The 20453-nt window shown below is 47.6% G+C and carries 14 protein-coding genes; 12 read left to right on the forward strand and 2 right to left on the reverse strand.

Annotated elements, in window-relative coordinates:
• Positions 1 to 320 precede the first annotated feature (320 nt).
• From RH46_RS02905 to recD, 9 genes are all read left to right on the forward strand, one after another.
• The gene (locus RH46_RS02905; RefSeq protein WP_006877910.1) at positions 321 to 1409 is read left to right on the forward strand and encodes an ABC transporter ATP-binding protein; all 1089 of its coding nucleotides are present in this window, start codon (positions 321 to 323) and stop codon (positions 1407 to 1409) included.
• Positions 1410 to 1414: 5 nt separating this feature from the next.
• Positions 1415 to 2515 carry an ABC transporter ATP-binding protein gene (locus tag RH46_RS02910; RefSeq protein ID WP_006877911.1) on the forward strand — a complete coding sequence of 367 codons (1101 nt, stop codon included), beginning with the start codon at positions 1415 to 1417 and terminating at the stop codon, positions 2513 to 2515.
• Positions 2515 to 3378 (forward strand): carbohydrate ABC transporter permease, encoded by an 864-nt coding sequence (locus RH46_RS02915; protein WP_006877912.1) that lies wholly within the window; start codon positions 2515 to 2517, stop codon positions 3376 to 3378. Before RH46_RS02910 ends, RH46_RS02915 begins: the two co-directional genes overlap by 1 nt.
• A gap of 16 nt (positions 3379 to 3394) precedes the next feature.
• The gene (locus RH46_RS02920) at positions 3395 to 4213 is read left to right on the forward strand and encodes a carbohydrate ABC transporter permease (protein WP_006877913.1); all 819 of its coding nucleotides are present in this window, start codon (positions 3395 to 3397) and stop codon (positions 4211 to 4213) included.
• A gap of 11 nt (positions 4214 to 4224) precedes the next feature.
• Positions 4225 to 4497 carry a DUF2160 domain-containing protein gene (locus RH46_RS02925; protein ID WP_006877914.1) on the forward strand — a complete coding sequence of 91 codons (273 nt, stop codon included), beginning with the start codon at positions 4225 to 4227 and terminating at the stop codon, positions 4495 to 4497.
• A gap of 115 nt (positions 4498 to 4612) precedes the next feature.
• Positions 4613 to 6331: an ABC transporter substrate-binding protein gene (locus tag RH46_RS02930; RefSeq protein ID WP_006877915.1), complete on the forward strand. Its 1719-nt coding sequence runs from the start codon at positions 4613 to 4615 to the stop codon at positions 6329 to 6331.
• 170 nt (positions 6332 to 6501) lie between these two features.
• Positions 6502 to 9960: an exodeoxyribonuclease V subunit gamma gene (gene recC, locus RH46_RS02935; RefSeq protein ID WP_006877916.1), complete on the forward strand. Its 3459-nt coding sequence runs from the start codon at positions 6502 to 6504 to the stop codon at positions 9958 to 9960.
• 294 nt (positions 9961 to 10254) lie between these two features.
• Complete coding sequence (recB, locus tag RH46_RS02940; RefSeq protein ID WP_006877917.1) at positions 10255 to 13872, forward strand: exodeoxyribonuclease V subunit beta; 3618 nt, start codon at positions 10255 to 10257, stop codon at positions 13870 to 13872.
• 2 nt (positions 13873 to 13874) lie between these two features.
• On the forward strand, positions 13875 to 15986 hold the full coding sequence (gene recD / locus RH46_RS02945) for an exodeoxyribonuclease V subunit alpha (RefSeq protein WP_006877918.1): 2112 nt from the start codon (positions 13875 to 13877) through the stop codon (positions 15984 to 15986).
• Between the two features lie 27 nt (positions 15987 to 16013).
• Here the strand turns inward: recD and RH46_RS22305 are convergent, their stop codons facing one another.
• Both RH46_RS22305 and argA read right to left on the reverse strand, forming a co-directional pair.
• On the reverse strand, positions 16014 to 16190 hold the full coding sequence (locus RH46_RS22305; RefSeq protein WP_006877919.1) for a hypothetical protein: 177 nt from the start codon (positions 16188 to 16190) through the stop codon (positions 16014 to 16016).
• 203 nt (positions 16191 to 16393) lie between these two features.
• Positions 16394 to 17731, reverse strand: coding sequence for an amino-acid N-acetyltransferase (argA, locus tag RH46_RS02955; RefSeq protein ID WP_006877920.1), 1338 nt, complete (start codon positions 17729 to 17731; stop codon positions 16394 to 16396).
• Between the two features lie 240 nt (positions 17732 to 17971).
• Between argA and RH46_RS02960 the strand changes: the two genes are divergently transcribed.
• From RH46_RS02960 to tcdA, 3 genes are all read left to right on the forward strand, one after another.
• The gene (locus tag RH46_RS02960) at positions 17972 to 18376 is read left to right on the forward strand and encodes a DUF2850 domain-containing protein (protein WP_006877921.1); all 405 of its coding nucleotides are present in this window, start codon (positions 17972 to 17974) and stop codon (positions 18374 to 18376) included.
• Between the two features lie 69 nt (positions 18377 to 18445).
• Positions 18446 to 19549: a murein transglycosylase A gene (gene mltA, locus RH46_RS02965; protein WP_006877922.1), complete on the forward strand. Its 1104-nt coding sequence runs from the start codon at positions 18446 to 18448 to the stop codon at positions 19547 to 19549.
• 92 nt (positions 19550 to 19641) lie between these two features.
• Positions 19642 to 20451: a tRNA cyclic N6-threonylcarbamoyladenosine(37) synthase TcdA gene (tcdA, locus tag RH46_RS02970; protein WP_006877923.1), complete on the forward strand. Its 810-nt coding sequence runs from the start codon at positions 19642 to 19644 to the stop codon at positions 20449 to 20451.
• Positions 20452 to 20453 lie beyond the last annotated feature (2 nt).

A 20453-nucleotide genomic window follows, 5' to 3' on the forward strand; every position in this document is an offset into this window, starting at 1 on the left:
ATAGGCCGAAATTAAGTAATTATTCTAATTGTTCGTATGTGAACGTTAATGATCACAAACGCTCATTTAACATATCACCTCCATGAACACTTTGAACATCAATTGAACACATTTTATTAACAAATGTTACCGGCGTCTCATATGTGAAATTAGCGATGAAGCCTGCCTCTTACTGAGTTGTTCATCAAAATATCCTTATGTTTAAAGGGCTGGAAAGCGATTTGTAAATTTTTTGTTTCAATTTTATTTAAGTTGGCATGACTCTCGCTCTATTGAGCAATATCGAAAAAAATTATTGTTCGAATGGTAAGGAGTTTTTAGTGTCATTAACACTTGAGCAGGTAAGCAAATACGTTGACGGAGAGATGCATATCTCTGACGTCAACCTCACCTTTGAGCCGGGCTCGTTTAATGTGTTGCTTGGACGCACGTTAGCGGGCAAGACCTCTTTAATGAGGCTCATTGCAGGGCTGGATCGCCCGACTTCTGGGAAGATATTAGTCAATGGCGTAGATGTTACTGGTGTGTCGGTTCGCGACCGCAACATCTCTATGGTCTACCAACAGTTCATCAATTATCCCAATCTGACGGTGTTTGAGAATGTTGCCTCTCCGCTGCGACTTGCAGGGATGGCCGAGAAAGAGATTCAGGAGCGCGTGCACGCCACGGCCGAAATGCTGCGCATCACTGAACACCTGAAAAAGCACCCACTGGAACTGTCTGGTGGTCAGCAGCAACGTACCGCAATGGCTCGCGCCTTGGTTAAAGATGCGGAAATCATCTTGTTTGATGAGCCATTAGTAAACCTTGACTATAAGTTGCGTGAAGAGTTACGTCAGGAGATGCGTGAGCTATTCCAGACCAGACACACCATCGCGATCTACGCCACGACAGAGCCGAATGAAGCGTTAGCACTAGGCGGTACAACGACCATTCTTCATGAAGGTAAAGTGATTCAGTCTGGTCCAACGGCCTCTGTCTACCATCATCCGGATAACGTTGATTCAGCGACTCTGTTTAGTGAGCCGCCTATCAACCTGATTTCCGGGGAAATTACTTCTAACGAAGTGACCTTCGATCAGAGTGCTCACTTCCCACTGAACCAATCTCTGAGCAAATTGGATATGGGGCACTACCAGTTTGGTATTCGTCCAAGCCACCTCAGCCTGTTACCTAAGAATGACGATGACGTTGAATTAACTGTTCAGGTTGAAGTAGCAGAAATCAGTGGCTCGGAAACATTCCTTCATGTGCGCAATGCGCATCTGGATATGGTGCTGCATTTGCCTGGCGTACACAGCTATGACGTCGATGAGACGATCAAAATCTATATTCCAATCCACAAATTCTATGTCTTCGGTATGGATAACGATCTCATCCATGCCCCGATTCGTGATGTTAGGGGATAGCGTTCATGGTTCAAATTACACTAAATTCACTGGCTCACACCTACGATAAAAAGCCGACATCAGATTCGATCTATGCGATCAAAGAGATGAACCACGTGTGGAAGCAGGGTGGAGCGTATGCACTACTAGGCCCATCTGGTTGTGGTAAGTCGACCTTGCTCAATATCATTTCTGGTTTGATGAGCCCATCTCAGGGCGATGTGATGTTTGATGATGTTCGGGTTAATGAACTTCGTCCACAAGATCGCAATATTGCACAGGTTTTCCAGTTTCCGGTTATCTACGACACCATGACGGTGTACGACAACCTTGCATTTCCGCTGCGCAATATGAAGGTTCATAAAGCCAAAATACATTCCAAGGTGACAGAAATAGCAGAGATTCTGGAACTGACTAATGTGTTATCGAAAAAAGCTCAGCACCTTACGGCTGACGAAAAACAGAAAGTGTCGATGGGGCGTGGCCTGGTACGTGACGATGTATCGGCGATTCTGTTTGATGAGCCATTAACGGTAATCGATCCGCAACTGAAATGGAAATTGCGCCGTAAGCTCAAACAGATCCACCAGCAGTTCAATATCACCATGGTGTACGTTACTCACGATCAGTTAGAAGCCTCAACCTTCGCCGATGAAATCGCTGTGATGTACAACGGTCAGATTGTTCAGTTTGGCACACCGCGTGAACTGTTCGAACGACCAAACCATACCTTCGTCGGCTACTTTATTGGCAGTCCGGGGATGAACTTAATGGAGGTCACTCCGACCGAAAATGGCGTCCGGTTTGACGATGTAGAAGTGCCACTATCTGAGTCTTACCGTCACGCCATCTCACAAGCTGGGAGCAATAACATCAAGATCGGCATTCGACCTGAGTTTGTTCATGTTTGGGAGAAAGGTAATGACTCCGCCCTGCTATGTGACGTGCTCCATGTAGAAGATCTAGGTACCTACAAAATTGTCACCCTCAAGCTGGGCTCTAAACATATCAAAGCGCGTCTGCAAGAAGACCAACCTGTGCCAGAAAAGCACGCTTATATCAGCTTCCCAGAGCAATGGACCATGCTGTATGTCGATGAATTTCTAGTCAATGTAGGGGAAGAGTAATGGATAAGGTTTCGAACAACAAAGCGTGGTTCCTTGTTCTGCCAGTGTTCGCGCTGGTGGCGTTCAGTGCCATCGTTCCTCTGATGACGGTAGTGAACTACTCACTACAAGATATCTTTGATGCTAATACCGCCTATTTTGTTGGTACTGAGTGGTATCGTGAAATCCTCAATGACGAGAGATTGCACGGAGCACTTCTGCGCCAGTTTGGTTTTACGTTCACCATCTTACTGATTGAAGTGCCACTCGGGATTATCGTCGCACTGACGATGCCTACCAAAGGGCGCTGGTCAGCTTTCTGTCTGATTGTTCTGGCGATTCCACTGCTTATCCCACTTAACGTTGTCGGGACTATCTGGCAGATCTTCGGTCGTGCAGATATCGGTCTGTTCGGTTGGGCTCTCAATGGTATGGGGGTCGACTACAACTACGCTGGCAACCCGCTTGATGCCTGGTTAACCGTGATTCTGATGGATGTGTGGCACTGGACTTCACTGATTGCACTGCTGTGTTACTCAGGGTTACGCGCTATTCCGGATGCTTACTATCAGGCTGCGAATATCGACCGAGCTTCGACCTGGTCAATCATTCGCTACATCCAGCTACCTAAGCTCAAGAGCGTGCTGCTGATAGGCATTCTGATCCGCTTTATGGATAGCTTCATGATCTACACCGAACCGTTTGTACTGACAGGTGGTGGTCCGGGTAACTCGACAACTTTCCTCAGTCAGACACTAACCAAAATGGCCATTGGCCAGTTTGATATCGGTCCGGCAGCTGCATTCTCGATCATCTACTTCCTGATCATCCTATTGGTGAGCTGGGTGTTCTACACCGCAATGACGCACGGTGAAAGTAAGTAAGGAAACAACAATGGCGATGACAAAATCAAAATACACCCGATACACACAGATCGTCGGGCTAGCGTTCTACATCATCTGTTTGATGCTGCCAATTTACTGGTTGCTCAACATGTCGTTTAAAGAAAACCAGGAGATCTTAGGGAGCCTGAGCTTCTTCCCTGAGAACTGGACGTTTAAGAACTACGCAACCATCTTCTCCGACTCAAGTTGGTACATGGGTTACGTTAACTCGATCATCTATGTAGTGATGAACATGGTGATCACCTTAACCGTTGCGTTGCCTGCGGCATATGCGTTCTCGCGCTTTAAGTTCGTCGGTGATAAGCACCTGTTCTTCTGGCTACTGACTAACCGTATGGCACCACCAGCAGTATTCCTGCTGCCATTCTTCCAGCTTTACTCTTCGGTTGGTCTGTTTGACACCCATATTGCGGTTGCGTTGGCACACTGTCTGTTCAACGTGCCACTAGCGGTATGGATTCTGGAAGGTTTCATGTCGAGCGTTCCTCGTGAAATCGACGAAACGGCTTACATTGATGGTTACAGCTTTCCTAAGTTCTTCATCAAAATCTTTTTGCCGATGATCCGTTCGGGGATTGGGGTCTCGGCTTTTTTCTGCTTCATGTTCAGCTGGGTAGAGCTACTGCTCGCTCGTACCTTGACCTCCGTAGATGCCAAGCCGATTTCGGCAGTAATGACGCGTACAGTCAGTGCATCTGGTATCGACTGGGGCGTATTGGCGGCAGCCGGCGTGCTGACCATTCTACCGGGTATTTTAGTTATCTGGTTCGTTAGAAACCATGTCGCGAAAGGTTTCGCGCTAGGTCGAGTTTAAGGAGAAATATCATGGCTTGGATGGCATGGACTACCCCTTCAGCACTGTTCTTTCTCGGAATCGCGTTGATCTTGATAACCATGACGGTGCGTGAGATCCGCACACCGTGTATCGAGCGTAAGGGCTTTCTACCGATCACAACCACTCGTGGTGATCGACTATTTATCGGTTTACTGAGCTCCGCTTTTATCCATTTGGGATTTGTCGGACTGAGTGAGCTTTCAATTTGGGTGCCATTTACCATCAGCGTAATTTGGCTGGGTACGGTTTTGAAATGGGGATAAATACAACTGACTGACATGTGTTCATGACCAGCCTGACAGAGTGCCATAGTCACTGGTTAATGAGCGTAATCAATAACGTAAGAGACAGAATACTCATAACTGGAGTTAGACAAGAATGAAAAAGGATATCAAAAAGTCTTACCTTGCACGTAGCTTAGCACTGACATTTGCGCTTGCTGCAATCTCACCTGCTGCGCTAGCTGATATGGCTGCTGCGAAAAAATGGATGAGTGATGAGTTCACTCCTTCGACTCTGTCGAAAGAGGAACAGACGCAAGAGATGCAGTGGTTTATCGATGCTGCTAAGCCTTTCCAAGGTATGGAAATCAATGTTGCTTCTGAGACCATCACGACGCACGAGTACGAAGCGAAAGTGTTAGCAAAAGCTTTCTACGAAATCACAGGTATCAAGGTTAACCACGACCTTATTCAGGAAGGTGACGTAGTAGAGAAGTTACAGACTCAGATGCAGACTGGCCGTAATATTTACGATGGCTACATTAACGATTCCGACTTGATTGGTACTCACGTTCGTTACGGTAAAGTTGTACCTATTTCAGACTTCATTGAAGGTGAAGGGAAGAGCGTAACCAACCCATATCTAGACCTGCCAGACTTTATCGGTCTGGACTTCACAACAGGTCCGGATGGTAAGCTTTACCAACTACCGGATCAGCAGTTTGCTAACCTGTACTGGTTCCGTGCAGACTGGTTTGAACGTGAAGATCTTAAAGCGAAATTCAAAAAAGAGTACGGCTATGAGCTGGGTGTACCACTAAACTGGTCTGCTTATGAAGATATCGCTGAGTTCTTTACCGATAAAGTAAAAACTATCGATGGAGAGCCTGTTTACGGTCACATGGACTACGGTAAGAAAGATCCTTCACTAGGCTGGCGTTTCACCGACTCATGGTTCTCTATGGCTGGTGCTGGCGATAAGGGTATTCCAAACGGTCTGCCAGTAGACGAGTGGGGCATCCGTATTGAAGGCTGTAAACCTGTTGGTTCAGATGTCGCTCGTGGCGGTGCTACCAATGGTCCGGCAGCGGTATATGCGACAACCAAATACGTTGACTGGCTCAAGCAGTACGCGCCACCAGAAGCTCAGGGTATGACGTTTGGTGAAGCAGGTCCGGTTCCGGCTCAAGGTTCTATCGCTCAGCAAATCTTCTGGTACACCGCCTTTACTGCTGACATGACTAAGCCAGGACTACCGGTCGTAAACGCAGACGGTACGCCTAAGTGGCGTATGGCTCCATCTCCACGTGGTCCTTACTGGGAAGATGGTATGAAGCTTGGTTACCAAGACGCGGGTTCTTGGACATTCCTTAACAGCACGCCGCTTGATCGTCGTCAGGCAGCCTGGCTATATGCTCAGTTTGTGGTCTCTAAATCAGTCAGTCTGAAGAAAACTCTGGTTGGCCTAACGCCAATTCGTGAGTCAGACATCAACTCTGACGCGATGACGGAAGCGGCACCAAAACTGGGTGGTTTGGTTGAGTTCTACCGCAGTGATGCACGTAAACAGTGGACGCCAACGGGTACTAACGTTCCAGATTATCCGAAGCTAGCTCAGCTATGGTGGCAATACGTTTCTGAAGCGGCAAGTGGCGAGAAAACACCTCAGGAAGCTTTGGATGGCCTGGCGAAAGCACAAGACCGTGTACTTCAACGTCTGGAACGTAGTGGTGCGCAAGGTGAGTGTGGTCCTCAGCTAAATCCTAAGAAAGATCCAGATTACTGGCTATCTAAACTGGGGGCGCCAAAAGCGAAGCTGGCTAACGAAAAGCCACAGGGTAAAACTATCGCTTATAAAGATCTCATCGCTCAATAATAGGTTTTCAAACACCTAATTGATGATTTCTCCCTCCTACCCGCTCTCGTCTGTCTAAGGCTTGAGCGGGTATTTTGATTCGAGCCAAATCATACGCTTATATCACTCTTCAAATTTAGCAGCATGTGCTAGTCTCACCCTAGTTGCGGCAATAATAGTGTGAGTGCATTTTGTTTACTGTCTACCATTCCAACCAAGTGGATGTTTTAAAGTCCTTGCTTGTTGAGCTTGTACGGCTCAACCCATTAGCCAATCCATTTGAACAAGAGCAGATCCTGGTTCAGAGCCCGGGTATGTCTCAGTGGCTTAAAATGGAGTTAGCCAAAGAGTTTGGAGTGGCGGCAAGCATTGAATTTCCGCTCCCGGCGACCTTTATCTGGAACATGTTCACTGAGGTTCTGCCAGATGTGCCGAAACGAAGTGCCTTCAATAAAGAGTCAATGACCTGGAAGTTGATGCACATCCTGCCGGGGTTATTGGATCAGCCACAATTTGAACCGCTTAAACACTATCTTGAACAAGACGAAGACAGCTCTAAGCTCTATCAGCTGTCGGAGAAAATTGCCGATATTTTCGATGGTTATCTGGTTTACCGACCAGAGTGGATTGCCAGTTGGGAAGCGGGACAAACCGTTCTGGAGCTAGAAGATGAGCACCCATGGCAGCCGATCTTATGGCAGGCACTTTATGATCATACCGTCGCGCTAGGTCAGTCACCGTATCATCGTGCCAACCTGTACGAGCACTTTATCGATACGCTGGAAAGCAGCCAGGCGAACTTTGACCATCTCCCTAAGCGACTGTTTGTGTTTGGTATCACGTCTTTACCTCCACGCTATATGGATGCGTTAAAAGCGATCGGTGAACACATTGATGTTCACTTGATGTTTACCAACCCATGTCGTTACTACTGGGGGGAAGTGCGGGACAGAAAGTTCTTAGCTCGCTTAGCAGCCAAACACCGTAAACATGTGGTGTGGAATCAGGATCATTCTGAGCAGCATGGCGAAAGCGAACAGCTCAAAGGCAGTTTAGAAGACAACGTCATTGATGAACTGCATACCGACGCAGTTGGCAACAGTTTACTGGCCTCTATGGGTAAGTTGGGACGCGATAACATGTATTTGTTGTCACAGCTTGAGTCGAATGAGATTGAAGCGTTTGTTGATGTAGAGCGCGATAGCCTGCTCCATCAACTGCAAGCGGATATCCTTAATCTGGAAGAGCATCAGGATGATCACCAACTCGATAGCAGCAGCCATAAACAGGTTGTTTTAGCCGACGATAAATCGCTGACACTGCATGCCTGCCATAGCCCGATGCGTGAAGTGGAAGTGCTACATGATCAGCTATTGTCGATGTTTGATGCCGATCCATCGCTCAAGCCGCGCGATATTATCGTTATGGTGTCTGACATCAATGCCTACAGCCCTGCGATTCAGGCGGTATTTGGTAACGCGCCCGGTGAGCGTTTCATTCCTTACTCGATTTCTGACCGCACGGCTGATCAGGAAAGCCCAATCCTCAATGCCTTTATGCAGTTAGTCAACTTACCCAATACCCGTTGTCTGGCCTCTGAGCTACTTGAACTACTTGAAACTCCTGCGGTGTTAGCTCGATTTGAACTGACTGAAGATGAATTCATTCTGGCTAAGCAGTGGGTCGAAGAGTCCGGCATTCGCTGGGGATTAAACTCGTCGACCAGCCAAGAGTTTGAGCTCCCGGCAACTGAGCAAAATACCTGGCAGTTTGGCATTGAGCGTATGCTGCTTGGTTATGCGATGCCGCATAGTGCCGGTCTGTTTGAGTCTAACTCAGGCGCATTGGCTCCTTATAATGAAGTTCAGGGAATGGGCGCCGAACTGGCGGGTAAACTGGCGCACTTTATTGAGACCATCAGCGATTATCGCCAAAAGCTACAACTGATTCAGTCAATTGATAGCTGGAGAGAAGTGCTGACAGTATTGCTTGATGACTTTTTCTCAGTAGAACTGGAAGGTGAGGCAGCGCTGAAATCGATTCGCGATACCTTAGCTAATCTAAAAGAACAACTTACAGATGCTGCCTTTGAGCAGAACCTGGCGCCCGCGATTATCGCTCAGTATCTACATAACAAACTGGCAGGTACTCGCGTTAGTCAGCGATTCTTAGCTGGGCAGGTCAACTTCTGTACCCTGATGCCGATGCGTTCGATTCCATTCAGAGCGGTCTGTTTGCTGGGTATGAACGACGGTATTTATCCGCGTTCAGTGCCACCAGAAGGCTTTGACCTGATGAACGGACGTGCCAAGCCCGGTGATCGTTCTCGTCGCGATGATGACCGCTACCTGTTTTTGGAAGCAATGTTGTCAGCACAACAAACCTTGTATATCAGTTACGTTGGCCGCTCAATTCAGGATAACACCGAAAGGGTACCGTCAGTATTGGTGTCAGAGTTGATGGAATACTGTCAGCAGAACTACTGTTTGCAGGGGGATGAGTCGCTGCCAAGTGATGATTCGGGCAATAAATTGCTACGCCAGTTGGTCAACAGCCATTCAATGGTGCCGTTTAGCGCCAACGCATTTATCGGCAAGCAGCCGAGTTATGCCAAAGAGTGGTTACCAGCGGCAAACAGGCAAGGGCAGAGTGGTGGAGAATTTAATCGTCAGCTTCAGGATTACCTACTGGATGCCACTTATCCCCTTGAGCTGGATTTGGTTGAATTACAACGTTTCTGGCGCTTGCCAGTGCAGTATTTCTTTAACCGTCGTTTAAAAGTGATGTTCGAGCCGCCACTACCGGTCATGGAAGACGATGAGCCGTTCGTTCTGGATGGACTGGAAAGCTACCAGATGCGCGATGGCTTGCTAGATAGCTTACTGAAACACAGATTGTCAGGCTCACAGGATACCAAAGCGATCATAAAGACATTTGTTGAGCAGCAGCGTGCGCAAGGAAAACTGCCTGTTGGTGCCTTCGGTGACATCGAGTTTGAGACCAATCGGGTTCAGGCTGAAGAGCTGGTCGAGAAGCTGACCTTCTTATGTGGAACCGAGAGTGACGATCTCGAAATCAAACTGACTTTTGATGTGCTGGGTTCCGATAAGCTGGTTAACCTGACGGGTTGGCTGACACAGAATTACCAATCCGGCCTAATCCGTTTCCGCAGCGGTAAGATACGCGCGCAGGACTACTTATCTGCCTGGATTGATCATCTGGCAATGTCTGCAATGTCGGTGAGCAAGCCAACTCATATGATTGGCTATGACCGTAAAGAGGGCGTAGTACACCTGGTCTATCCGGCAATTGCTGATTCGGAACATGCAAAGCATCTGCTGGCTGAACTGGTGCGTCTGTTTTATCAGGGGATGACTGAGCCACTATGCTATTTTCCTAAGACCTCACTGGCTTGCGTTGAAGCTGGCTTCAGCCGGGGTAAGTGGGTCGATGATGAAGAGAAGTCTCTGAAGAAGATGGCAGACACCTTCAATGATAGCTATATGGCGACGGGCGAAGGGGCTAATCCGTATATCGCTCGAATCTGGCCTAACTGGAATGATGAGCTCGCAGCTCAGGTGCGTACTATTTCTGCGTTAGTGCTTCAGGCGCCACGTTTAGCGGCGACAGACAGTGAAGATATGCAGTAGTCGGGATGGTAAGAGAAGTAGGTGGCCGCCAGTAAATCATTATAGTGTAGGGCGTTCGCTGTACGGCCACAGGTCAGAGGGACCATGATTCTTTTGGTTTGTTGCAAGTGCGGTTAGCTGTCGTTAGCCACCGTTGCTCAACACATGGCGCGCATACTAACGGTTAGAACGATGTTCTGCCGTGAGAAAGATCTCATAAAGTCCTAACTATTTAGGCGTTTAGAGTAATTACAATCGTTTTTAAGTCTGGATCACATTTGGATCTTGGGTTTTAAGTAGAAAGGTAGAAATTTTATGACAGCAACGTCAATGGTGACTCCGCTCAATGCCATGACTTTTCCTCTGCATGGTGCTCGACTGATTGAAGCATCGGCGGGTACAGGTAAGACATTTACCATCGCTGGCTTATACCTAAGATTGCTTTTGGGTCACGGTAGTCCGGAAACCAAACACCAAGTTCCCTTGACTGTCGATCAGATTCTGGTCGTGACCTTTACTGAAGCAGCGACCGCAGAACTGCGCGACCGGATTCGTGCACGTATTCATGATGCTCGGCTGGCATTTGCGCGTGGGCAGAGTGGTGATCCAGTCATCCAGCCACTACTGGAAGAGGTGAGTGATCATAAGCAAGCTGCGGATATTCTCCTTCAGGCGGAAAGACAGATGGATGAAGCCGCTGTCTACACGATCCACGGTTTCTGTCAGCGTATGCTGACGCAAAATGCCTTCGAATCAGGCAGTCGTTTTAACAATGAATTTGTTACCGATGAGAGTCATCTCAAGGCTCAGGTGGTCGCGGATTACTGGCGACGTAATTTCTACCCATTACCGCTAAATCTGGCTGGTGAAGTTCGCCGTATCTGGAATGCGCCGTCTGACTTGTTGCGTGAAATTTCTAATTATCTGACTGGTTCGCCACTGAGCCTTTCAGTTGCGGCTATGAGTGGCAGTTTGGCTGACCTGCATCAGCAAAATCTTGAGCGTATTGATGCATTAAAGCAGCTATGGCGTAGCCATCAGGACGACCTGTTTGCAGTGATTAATGACTCAGACGTTAACAAGCGCAGCTACACCAAAAAGTCACTGCCAGCCTGGTTAGAGGAAGTAAACCTCTGGGCGGCGACTGAAACCACAGGCTATGATTATCCGGACAAGCTGGAGCGATTTTCCCAGCAGGTACTGTTTGATAAGACGCCGAAAGGTACAGCGCCACAGCACCCAATGTTCGTCGCGATTGAAGAATTCCTCGCTAACCCGATCAGTCTTAAAGCGCCAATTCTTGCTCATGCCATTGAGCACTGTAGAGCCATGTTGGCGAAAGCCAAGCAGCAAAAACAGTGGCTATCGTTTGATGACCTGCTGACCAATCTTTCAGCGGCGATTGATGGTGATGAATCTGAGCTGCTGGCTGAACGTATCCGAACCCTGTATCCGGTTGCGATGATCGATGAATTCCAGGATACCGACCCTCTTCAGTACAGCATTTTTAGCCGTATCTACCTTGAGCATCCGCAGTGCGGCTTGTTTATGATTGGCGACCCTAAGCAGGCGATTTACGGTTTCCGCGGTGCAGATATTTTTACCTATATTAAGGCGCGTAAGCAGGTCTCATCACACTTTACTCTCGGTACCAACTGGCGTTCGAGTGCCGATATGGTTGCCGCGGTTAACCAGATTTTTGAGCTGCCAGACAGCCCTTTTATCTATGATCAGGACATTCCATTTCTTCCGGTTAACCATAGTCCAAACGCTCTACAGCGCGTTTGGACTATCGGTGGTCAAAAACAACCTGCTCTGACTTACTGGTTGCAAGACGCAGAAGATAAACCGCTGCCAAAAGGTGAATACCTGCAGGCGATGGCGAAAGCGAGTGCTGACCAAATCCAGACGATCCTGGCTGCAGCGCAAGATCAACAAGCCTATTTTGAAAATGGCGAAAACAAGCATGTGATACAGGCTGGGGATATAGCCGTTCTGGTACGTACTGGTAGTGAAGGTCGTATGGTTAAAGAGGCGCTCGCTAAGCAGGGGATTGCCAGTGTTTATCTCTCCAACCGAGACAGTGTTTTCACTTCGCTGGTGGCACAGGATATTCAGCGTTTACTTCAGGCGGTACTGACGCCAGAAAATGACCGCGCCTTACGTGCCAGCCTGGCTTCTGAGATATTTGCGCTTGATGCAGGAACACTCGACAAACTCAACAATGATGAGAACGAGTGGGAAAGCGCGATTAACGAATTTAAAGAGTATCGCAAGCTATGGACACAGCGAGGTGTGCTGCCAATGTTGCGCAGTGTGATGAGCAAGCGACACATCGCCGAGCGTCTGTTGGAAGAAGAGGCCGGTGAGCGCAATCTGACGGATTTAATGCACATTGGTGAGTTACTGCAGCAAGCGAGTCAGGACGTTGAAAGTGACCATGGTCTGCTACGTTGGCTGGCTCAGGCAATTAGTGATGCGCAAAACGGACTCGGTGGCAGTGAAGACCAGATTCAACGTTTGGAATCAGAACGTAATCTGGTGCAAATCGTTACTATCCATAAATCAAAAGGTCTTGAGTATGACCTGGTCTTTTTGCCATTTGTTCTCAGCTATCGCGAAGCCAGTGAGGCGAAATACTACGATGCGGCTCAGGACCAGACGATTCTTGATATTGCCCGGCAGGATGCTTCACTTGCACAGGCTGACAAAGAGCGTTTAGCGGAAGACTTACGTTTGATCTACGTAGCGCTGACCCGTGCTGTTTATGGCTGTTATGTAGGTGCAGCACCACTACGTAACGGACGTTCAACCAAAGAGCCTACTGGCGTCCATCACAGTGCTATGGGCTACCTGCTGCAAAATGGCCAGCAGGGTGGAATTAACGACTTAACTCTAGCGGTTCAAAAACATGTTGATGGCCTGAGTAGTGTTGCGATCTCCGATCTGCCTGAAACACATCAACAGCCATTGGTGTTACAGCAAGAGTCGCAGCAGCAACTTATTGCCAGTGAACTGAGCAATGAAATCGATCGTAACTGGCGCATTACCAGTTATTCAGGGCTGATTAAGCAAGGCTCACATCACAGTGATGAAGCTTACACCGACCTGATGCACCTTGATATCGACTCTTCCGATGAAGAGGACCAGGATGAAATGGTTGAACCGGAAATGTCGATTTTCACTTTCCCTCGCGGTGCCAGACCCGGCACCTTTCTGCATACCCTATTTGAAGAGGTGGAGTTTACTCAGCCTGCAACCAGCGAAGAAAATAGCACCATCATCATCCAGCTACTGGAAAGTGAGCAGTTAGATATCAATTGGTTGCCAGTGCTCCAGCAACTTATCGATACAGTACTGGCGACCCCTTTAGATGGTAAGTCATTGCTGTTAAACCAGAAAGGCCCAAGCCAGCGACTGGTTGAAATGGAGTTTTTATTGCCGATTGAAGTATTGGCTGCGCCGGCACTTAATCGAGTTATTCAGCGTCATGATCCACTCTCGGCGAAGGCTGGTGACTTAGGTTTCCATACGGTACAAGGCATGCTGAAAGGCTTTATTGATTTGGTGTTTGAGCATCAGGGCAAATACTACGTTTTAGACTGGAAATCGAATCACTTAGGCGATGAGGTGAGCTTTTATCATGGGCAAGCACTGAAAAATGCGATGGCCGATCACCGTTATGATCTTCAGTATCAGATTTATGCTCTGGCATTGCACCGCTTCTTACGCAGTCGCATTGCTGACTATGACTACCAGCAACATTTTGGTGGTGTTTACTACCTGTTCTTACGTGGCATGGATGGTGCCAGTGATCATGGGGTATTTTCTGCGAAACCGAGTTTGGAGTTTTTAACGGATATGGACAAGTTGATCGATGGTGAGCCTATCGATGCCAAACACAATAGTGCAGGCCAGATGGAGTTACTGTAATCATGGCAAATCTAATTCAAACGCTTAAACAGTTAGCGCTTAAAGGTAACATCAGACAGCTTGATTATCAGTTCGCGCGTTTTATTGAGTCACAATCAGGTGACGAACAGATCGCGTTTATTGCTGGCGTAGTCAGTAGTGAATTAGGCAAAGGACATATCTGTTTACCTCTCAATGATAGGCAGGGCCAGCCAGTCGATCTTAGTGCCAGACTTGGGCTTTTTGGCGAAGCGGCCATCGAACTAAACCAAACGCTGGTGAGTATTGATTGGCATCAGCGACTCAACGATGCACATTTAGTCGGTAGCGGTGGCGAAGCACTGCCACTTATTTATGATGGACAGCGACTTTATTTACACCGCTATTGGCACTATGAAGTGGCGTTGTCTGAGAGGCTCAATAGCTTTGGGTCACCTATGATCCAAAAGCCAGCTGAAGTGCAAAAACTGGCTCAGTTACTGGATCATCTTTTTGCGCGCAACTATCGCTATCTATTTGAAGATATTATTAAATTATCACAAGTGTCAGAGTCTAATTCCGGTCTTCGTCAGCGTCTGGTCTGCGACCATCTGGATGTGGTTGACGAGGAAAATCTGGATTGGCCTGCCATAGACCAAAAGCTCACTTCAGCAAAAAGTATCACGGATTTGTCGGTGCTCGATGAGCTTGTACCATTGGCTGCCTGTGTTAACTGGCAAAAGGTTGCGGCAGCGGTTGCATTGAGTAAACGCTTTGCTGTGATTTCAGGTGGACCGGGAACTGGTAAAACAACAACAGTAACCAAACTGCTTGCAGCACTGATCGAACAGGCGCAAAGCAATAATGAATATCCAACCATCAAGTTGGTTGCCCCAACGGGTAAAGCCGCAGCTCGTTTGACCGAGTCGATTGGTAAAGCGGTTGCCGGGCTACCCGTATCAACGGAGCTAAAACAGGCTATCCCTACGGATGCCAGTACTCTTCATCGTCTGTTAGGTGCTATCCCTAACAGTGCTGAATTCAGACACAATCAAGATAATCCGCTTCACTTAGATATTCTTGTTGTCGATGAGGCGTCGATGGTCGATCTGCCTATGATGTACAAATTGATTGATGCATTACCTAAACATGCTCGTTTGATTTTACTCGGCGATAAAGATCAGCTCGCCTCAGTAGAGGCGGGGGCGGTACTGGGTGATATCTGCTCTTTTAACACGCTTGGCTTTAGTCAGGCACAGGCGACCCAGATAGCCCGTTTAACGGGTTATTCCACCCTTGCACATGCGACCAATCTACAGCCGTCTATTGCTGATAGTTTATGTATGCTGAAGAAGAGTTACCGTTTTGATGCTCGCTCTGGTATTGGTCAGCTGTCTCAGGCAGTCAACTCAGGCTCGGCACAGAAGGTCGATTGGGTATGGCAAAAAGAGTTCGCTGATATTGCTAAATATTCCATTGATAGCCAGAACTACAGTCAGTTGATTCAATCCTTAGTCGCTGAATACAGCCATTACCTGAAAAGGATCAATATTTTCCAGCGTGACGCGGAGACGGATGTTGCTGAGAGTGCATCACAGAAAGCTAAGGCCGTGCTGGATCTGTTTTCGCGCTGCCGATTGCTGTGTGCGATTCGTGAAGGGGACTTTGGGGTAAAAGGTCTTAACCAGCGTGTCGAGAGAGCATTAGCAGCCCGCAAACTGATTCAGGTTCAAGAGGAGCTTTGGTATCACGGCAGACCAGTGATGGTAACGCGCAATGACCACTCTCTTGGCTTGTACAACGGTGATATTGGTATCTGTATGCTTGATGAGTCGGACAGCCAGCCGAGACTGAAAGTCTTCTTTGAACTGCCTGATGGAAGCGTTAAGTCAGTATTGCCGAGCCGAGTTCCTGAACATGAAACTGCCTATGCGATGACGATTCATAAATCGCAGGGTAGTGAGTTTGAGCACACTTTAATGATTCTGCCGCCAGAGTTTACGCCGATTCTGACCCGAGAGCTGATATATACCGGGATAACTCGAGCAAAGAAACGGTTGAGCTTATATGTTGATGAGCGAGTGATGAAGCGAGGAATTAAGGTTCGAACTGAACGAGCGAGTGGTTTAGTGGAGCGTCTACAGGCGAGCGGATAACCTTCCGTGGTTATCTAATTAAGCTGTTTAAAGTGCTTTGGTAAAAGAAATACTGCGGATGCGGTACTTTTTTTGATAGTTCAGAATGAACGCTTTTAAGCCTTCTGTAACTGGAAATACGCAATGAACATCTAGGTCTTCTAGTAGTTCATTGTCTGCCATATCCCAGAAACTCTGCACAGAGTTACAGATAATTTTTTTCATCGATAGTTTGCTCTAAGTGACGTAGTGAGTTACCTCAAGCAATCCTTGCGACTTAACTTGCGTGCAAATTAAGCGAATAAGTGAATCCTATCTAGCTCCCATTTATTTGGGAGCTCGAATTTTAACCAAAGCGACGAATGAAATAAAGTGAATATTGTAGGAAAATTCACCAGCTGAATAGCAAGTTTGAGAATATCAACACCTTACAGTTCAAGAGAAAGGATCTTAGATTTCCTTTGGTAGTTGTAGAGGTTCTGCTTGTGAGATGGCAGGAAATCAACCTTCATTTCGTGGAAGCCCTGCTCCCTGAACCAGTGCAGACTATGAGTAGTCAGAACGAAGATATGCTCAATCCCCTGGGCTTTTGACTGTAATCTCATATGGTTAAGTAGCAGCAAGCCGCGGTTACCATCGCGATATTCAGGATGGATTGCCACGCAGGCCATTTCAGCCATTCTCTCTTCAGGGTAGGGATAGAGTGCGGCACAACCGATGATCAGGCCATCTTTCTCTATGATGGTGAACTGATGAATCTCTTGTTCAAGCTGCTCACGAGAGCGACGGACCAGCACTCCCTGCTCCTCTAGCGGACGTATCAAATCCAAAATACCACCGATGTCATCGATGTCAGCAACTCTGACTTGCTCCGCACTCGCTTCAACAACCTGTGTACCGATACCATCAAGAGAGAAGAGTTCCTGGATCAGAGCTCCATCAACCTTATAGCTGACCAAGTGGCTACGTGGAACACCAGCACGACAAGCTGCTGTTGCTGCGCGTAAGAAACGCAAGGTTCCTGAGGAAGTATCGCTACCTTCGCCACGCTCATTTTCCATCCGCGACAAAATGCGCTCAGCATCTTTAGGAAACAGTTCGGCTACCGCGTCTCCGTTCTCATCAATGATGCCTTGTTCAGAACAGAAGCCGATCAGCTTATCGGCATTTAATTTTATCGCTACTTGGGTCGCCACTTCTTCAGAGAGAAGGTTGAAAGATTCTCCGGTGACAGAACTGGCGATTGGGCCGAGTAATACAATCGACCCCTGATCAAGCATGCGGTTAATACCCTGGGCGTCGATACGTCTTATGCGTCCGCTGTGGCAATAGTCGATGCCATCATCGACCCCGAGAGGTTGTGAAATGACGAAGTTGCCGCTGACTACATTGAGTTGAGTACCCGCCATCGGAGTATTACTCAGGCTCATTGAAAGCTGGGCAGTAATGCTAAGTTGTAATTGGCCTGCAGCCTGCATCACGTAGTTTAGTGAAGTTTCGTCGGTGACCCGGATGCCTTTATGGTATGGGGTGTTATGGTTGTTTTGCTCAAGAAGATTGTTGATCTGAGGTCGCGCTCCATGAACCAGAACAATTTTAACGCCCAAGCTATGCAACAGAGCGAGATCGCTGATAATATTGGCAAAATTTCCATCGGCCACGGCCTCGCCACCAAGCATTATGACCATGGTTTTATCGCGGTGAGCATTGACGTAGGGGGCGGACTGTCTGAACCCCTTAACCAGAGCGGTACTTCGAATCTTCACAATATCTTCCGTAATGAATTTATATACACTGATATTGCAATTTTATTCCAGTGTCAGCAAGTGTTTTTTAGCGTCTGAGACTTTGATTTCAGGTTGTAGAGTTAGTGCTTGGGCCTATTTAGACTTATGCATATCTCACCGAAAAAAGCCTGCGAACAATATCAGGTTCGCAGTCGTTGATATTTTGAACAACAATTACAGAGTGGATTCCGTACCAGTAATGGACAGGTAACAAAGAAAGTGACTAGTGTAAGCAAGGGTAAGAAGAAGTTCATAGAGCGTGGTATTTTATTGTTATCTATCGCTGCCGCAGTAGGCGCGGTGATGTTGGCGAGTACTCTTTATGATTACTATCTTGAGAAAAAATACCCTAACTCCAGCCTTTACGGGACCTGGACTGAACAAGATGTAGCGACTTATGCTGCTGAAGAGTTTGTTCTGACCCCTTCAGGAGTCGCTATCAATGGTGGTATTGTCGACACTCGCTATAGTTGGAATGGCACATACCTTGAATTTCAGGTCGGGAACAAGACGCGCCGCTTTAAAGTGTTGAATGAAGAGCTGACTGAGATACAGCTTATCTCTGAGCCGCACTACCAGCCTGTGTATCGATTGTCAGAAAACTATAAAAATAACATTCCCTAACGACTGGCTAATTGCGTATTTCAGTCAAGTTTGTCATGCTCTTAGCATCGCTTGAAAGGAATAAAATTAGTGTTCAAAAAATATCTTCCTCTTGCTGCAGCCAGCGTGTTGTTTGGCTGTGCGCAACCTACTGACCGTGCTCAGCAGTATGTCGATGACGAATTTAACTCAATATTGAATAAATCGTCACTTGTCGAATCGAATAAGCCGCGCGACTACACTGAGTTTCATCGTCAGGCTGAATTGGTTGTCGATAACTCGCCTTCGATGGCAACCACTTACCAACCGCTGTACGACCAACTTAATGAGTGGGTACTGCAAAGTGGTGACCCGAGTGAATTGGCTAACTTTGGCATCCAGGCTGCTCAGCTAGGCGGTGGTGATAAGCAGGGTAATGTGCTGTTCACTGGTTACTTTTCTCCGGTGATGGAGCTTCGTCACCAGCCAAACGAGAAATTCAAGTATCCGGTTTATGGTAAACCTGCCTGTGAAAGTGATTGCCCTACTCGAGCACAGATCTACGATGGAGCACTAGATGGCCAGGGGTTAGAGCTCGGCTATGCTGCCAATATGATTGACCCGTTTTTGATGGAAGTGCAGGGCAGTGGCTTTGTGCATTTTGAAGATGACGATACGTTGGAATACTTTGCTTACGGCGGCAAAAATAATAAAGCTTATGTGAGCATTGGTCGTGTTTTGATAGAGCGCGAGCTGGTATCTCGCGAGAAAATGTCGATGAAGGCAATCAAAGAGTGGGTAATGGAAAATGACGAAGTTACCGTCCGCGAGTTGCTTGAGCAAAACCCATCATTCGTCTTCTTCGAGCCGCGAGCAGATGCACCTGTAACTGGTTCTGCGGGTATTCCATTGCTGCCAATGGCCTCTGTAGCGGGTGATCGGACGATTTTCCCAATGGGTACCCCGATTCTTGCGGAAGTTCCGCTACTTAATCCAGATGGCACATGGAGTGGAGCACACCAGTTACGTCTGCTGATCGTGCTTGATACCGGTGGTGCAGTAAAACAGAACCACCTCGACCTATACCACGGCATGGGACCAAGAGCTGGAACAGAGGCGGGTCACTACAAACACTTTGGCCGTGTGTGGAAGTTAGGTTTAGAGAACTCAACCACTCAGGCGCCTTGGGCATTGCCACCAGAAAAGCTACAATAGACTCACTAGGACAAGCGTCCTTAATCTAGACTTTTTACTTAAGAGTGCGTATAAATCGCACTCTTTGTTTTTGTACCAAGCGGAAAACCAATATGCGCGAACTCGATACTCCAGCTTCTGATAATTACAACCAACGTTTTGGTGGCACTCGCCGTCTTTACGGTAACAGTGAAGTTGAGATTTTGCGTGCTGCGCACGTCTGTGTCATCGGTATTGGTGGTGTAGGTTCGTGGGCTGTTGAAGCGCTGGCTCGAACAGGTATTGGTGAGTTGACTCTTATCGATATGGATGACGTGTGCGTGACTAACATTAACCGCCAAATTCATGCTATGTCGGGCACTGTCGGACAGAGCAAAATTGAGGTGATGGCAGAGCGCGTTAAGCTGATCAACCCTGAGTGTAAGGTCAATCTTATCGACGACTTTATCACCGCAGAAAACCAGCATGAGTACTTAAGCAAAGAGTATGATTACGTTCTTGATGCTATCGATAGCGTGAAAGCAAAAGCCGCACTACTGGCTTACTGCCGCAGTAATAAAATCAAAGTCATTACCACAGGTGGGGCTGGTGGTCAGGTTGATCCAACCCAGATTAAGGTTGCTGATTTGACTAAAACGATTCAGGACCCACTCGCGAAAAAGATCAAAGATACGTTACGTCGACACCATAACTTCCCGACCAACCCTGCGCGTAAGTTTGGTATTGAATGTGTCTTTTCTACTGAACAGCTAAAGTATCCGCAACCAGACGGTAGCGTATGTGGTGTCAAATCCACGGCTGAGGGTCCTAAACGTATGGACTGTGCGAGTGGTTTTGGCGCGGCAACGGTAGTTACCGCAACCTTCGGCTTTGTTGCCGTATCGCGAATTGTTGAAAAACTTATCCAAAAATACAGCAAGTAACT

This window comes from Vibrio brasiliensis LMG 20546 (assembly GCF_000189255.1).
Classification (GTDB): domain Bacteria; phylum Pseudomonadota; class Gammaproteobacteria; order Enterobacterales; family Vibrionaceae; genus Vibrio; species Vibrio brasiliensis.